At 56.2% G+C, this 2,377-nt stretch carries 3 protein-coding genes; 1 reads left to right on the forward strand and 2 read right to left on the reverse strand.

Annotated features, from left to right (window positions below; genetic code table 11):
* On the forward strand, positions 1–954 hold a 954-nt coding region (locus tag BN874_RS12795), incomplete at its 5' end, for an alpha-isopropylmalate synthase regulatory domain-containing protein (RefSeq protein ID WP_320411472.1).
* Between the two features lie 72 nt (positions 955–1,026).
* Here BN874_RS12795 and BN874_RS12800 read toward each other — a convergent pair.
* Complete coding sequence (locus BN874_RS12800; protein ID WP_034434014.1) at positions 1,027–1,728, reverse strand: hypothetical protein; 702 nt, start codon at positions 1,726–1,728, stop codon at positions 1,027–1,029.
* A 69-nt stretch (positions 1,729–1,797) separates the two neighbouring features.
* Positions 1,798–2,136 (reverse strand): hypothetical protein, encoded by a 339-nt coding sequence (locus BN874_RS12805; protein ID WP_034434016.1) that lies wholly within the window; start codon positions 2,134–2,136, stop codon positions 1,798–1,800.
* Between the last annotated feature and the right edge of the window lie 241 nt (positions 2,137–2,377).

Genomic DNA, 2,377 nt, shown 5'->3' on the forward strand with positions numbered 1-2,377 from the left:
GCCGACCGGGTCGAGGGCTGTCTGTTCGGCAGTGGCGAGCGCACCGGCAATGTCGATCTGGTGACGCTGGCGCTGAATTTCTATAGTCAGGGGATTGATCCCGGTCTGGATTTTTCGGTGATGGACGAGATCGTCCGCACTGCGGAGTACTGCAACCAGATTCCGGTGCATCCGCGCCATCCCTACGCCGGCGATCTGGTCTTCACCGCTTTTTCCGGATCGCATCAGGACGCGATCAAGAAAGGTTTCGCCGCTCAGGAACAGCGGTGGGCGACCGGCGATGGACACTGGGAAGTACCCTATCTGCCGGTTGATCCGGCGGACCTGGGCCGCAGTTACGAGGCGGTGATCCGGGTCAATAGCCAATCCGGCAAGGGTGGGATTGCCTATCTGCTGGAGAAGGACCACGGACTGCGCCTGCCCCGCCGCTTGCAGGTGGAATTCAGTCAAGCGGTGCAGGCGATGGCGGATAGCACCGGCAAGGAACTGACCTCGGCGGATCTGTGGACGGCGTTCGCGGCGGACTATCTGCAACTCAAGGAACCGTTCCAGTTCGTCGAACATCGCAGCGCACCCGATAGCCAGGCCAGCGGGGCGTGCAAGCTGACCGCGACGATTCGCGAGCACGGGCGAGAGCGGCTGATTTCTGGCAGAGGCAACGGTCCGATTGACGCCTTCACCGATGCGCTGAACCGGCATTGCGGGCTGGATGTGCGGGTGGTGGACTACCACGAACACGCCATCGGCGCCGGCGCGAATGCCAATGCCGTGTCCTATGTTGAAATTCGGATGGACGACCGCGTTTCACTGTTCGGCGTCGGGATGGACAGCAACATCGTCACCGCTTCGCTGAACGCGGTGATCAGCGCCGTGAATCGGGCATTGCGGGCAGCGGTGAACCCGGATGTAGCCGAAATGGAACTGGCGAGACGAGTCGTCGGGCTGGGCGCTTGAGAATAGAAAACCCAGTGCCGGGCATATTGATCACATGCCCGGTCTTGAATGGGTGTGGCCCTCCTAACGGAATCAAGGGGGTGCTGACCGGAAGGTCCACCCTGCTTTGCCGAAGGTGAGCGGACCCGTTCCAATGCCTTTCCGCAGCAGATTGAGATGCCCATTGACTTCGAGGGCTGTCGCCGCCCGTGGCCCCACCGTAGTCACGACGTTCGCTGGAGTCATATCCCAACCCCAGACCAGCGAGTCCCAGATCGTTACCCGCTGCTTGGTCACGACTGCCAGTGACAACACCGCCCGCCAGCGGGTATCCCCCATCGCCGCAGTCGGGGCAGATCGCGATGAATGATCCCGAAATTTCTTCCGCAGATTGGGATCGTTTTTGATCTCATCATTGGTCCAGTAAAAGGGCAGATCGTCGTCAGGGGTGCAAGCATCCACGCAAAATGGGTTGGGGTTCGGGCCGATAGGCTGGTTGTGCCGGTAAACGGTCTGTACCCACGTTAAGCGCTTGCCCAACTCGCCGTCTCTTTCGGCTTCCATCAGTCCGCCATCGGCCTGCTTGGTGAGACTCTTGGATGTTACCTTCCAGGGAATCTTCACCATAAGAATGTCGCCGATCTGGAGGTGTTCGGGAACCTTCCGTTTAGTGATCAAGGCCATATTACGGGGATCATCCCAAATCTTGCGCCATTCCGTGGCTTTATAGCCATAGGCTGCACCAAGACCGGAAACCGTTTCACCCTTTTCAACCTGAACATCTTCATAGTACATGGCTATACACCCTCTTCTCGAAAAGCCAACAAGCGAACTCACTTGATTCGGTGCCTACCTCCAGTGAGATCAATCCTGTCCCAGAAAGCGGAACTCTCCGGTTTTCAACTCAATTTCTCCATAGGAACTCTTGCAAAACGTCACACTCACTTTATCCCCTTCGATTTGCAGGTAACGAACGACGGGACTACCGGCAGTACAGGAGTAGTTCTCGCCCACGACCTCGGTACGCCAGAGTGTCTCCCCATTCCCGGATACTCCCATCACATGTCGACCATCGTGATCAACATGGACGGTAATCCCTGTTTTTGAATCCTTTATGGAGATGATAGCTTCCGGATAAGCCTGTAATGAAGCATGGCTGGAAACCGTTTCACCCTTTTCAACCTGAACGTCTTTATAAGGCATAGCTATAACCCTCATCTCGAAAAGCCAAACAGTGAACTCACCAGATTCAATACCGACCTCAGGCGAGATTAATCCTGTCCCAGAAAGCGGAACTCTCCAGTTTTCAACTCAATTTCTCCATAGGAACTCTTGCAAAACGTCACACTCACTTTATCCCCTTCGATTTGCAGGTAACGAACAACGGGACTACCGGCAGTACAGGAATAGTTCTCGCCTACGACCTCGGTATGCCAGAGTACTT

It is taken from the genome of Candidatus Contendobacter odensis Run_B_J11, from assembly GCF_000531125.1.
Taxonomy (GTDB): domain Bacteria; phylum Pseudomonadota; class Gammaproteobacteria; order Competibacterales; family Competibacteraceae; genus Contendibacter; species Contendibacter odensensis.

Coding starts and splice junctions, on each gene's coding strand:
- BN874_RS12805 (WP_034434016.1), bottom strand. CDS start 2,136: ATGCCTTATAAAGACGTTCAGGTTGAAAAGGGTGAAACGGTTTCCAGC.
- BN874_RS12800 (WP_034434014.1), bottom strand. CDS start 1,728: ATGTACTATGAAGATGTTCAGGTTGAAAAGGGTGAAACGGTTTCCGGT.